1 protein-coding gene and 1 pseudogene are annotated in these 552 nt (G+C 38.8%); both read right to left on the bottom strand.

The genetic code is table 11. The annotated features are described in order from the left end of the window. Positions 1-14: 14 nt before the first annotated feature. A complete protein-coding gene (locus A5N85_RS14075; protein WP_072577668.1) occupies positions 15-341 on the bottom strand; it encodes a transposase in 327 nt (108 codons plus the stop codon). A gap of 63 nt (positions 342-404) precedes the next feature. Beyond that, positions 405-552, bottom strand: a pseudogene (locus A5N85_RS14070) (IS630 transposase-related protein); the annotation flags it as partial.

Below are 552 nucleotides of genomic sequence, written 5' to 3'. Positions count from 1 at the left end.
CATGCCCATGCTCTTCAATGATTTGCTTGAATATCACTGCGTTTATGAAAAGCGGCATTGTCCATGACAATTACACTGTTTTTAGGTAACTCAGGTAACAGTGCTTCTCTCACCCAATGAGAGAAAATATCGCTGTTAATAGAACCATTATATAAGCGTAAGGCAAACAATTCTCCATTGATAATGGCTCCAATCGCATTGCTCTGGTTCTTTAAATGCCAGTTATCACTTCCATGACAAACTTCTCCTTTTGTGCTGTAGCCATAAGGTCTATGAGCAAAGGTTTTAAAACCACATTCATCAAGATAGACTATCGGTTTGTCTTGAGCGGTCTTATCCACTATTTGTTCTTGAAAGTGCTCTCTTTTCTCTGTGTCGGCTTTTGGATGTTGGTTAATCTTTTTTTATGCGTTATCTTTAGTTCGCTTTAGAGCATAACAAATCGCTGATTGCGAGCAATTAAAACGTCTAGCTCTTTCCCATTGGTAATCATCAGGATACTGCTCAATATCCTTAAGCAAGCTTCATCATCAATCTTTGAGGGCTTACGCT

The organism is Suttonella ornithocola (assembly GCF_001889065.1).
Classification (GTDB): Bacteria; Pseudomonadota; Gammaproteobacteria; order Cardiobacteriales; family Cardiobacteriaceae; genus Suttonella_A; species Suttonella_A ornithocola.
The sequence above is the reverse complement of the archived record's forward strand: the minus strand, read 5'-3'. Positions and strand labels throughout refer to the sequence as shown.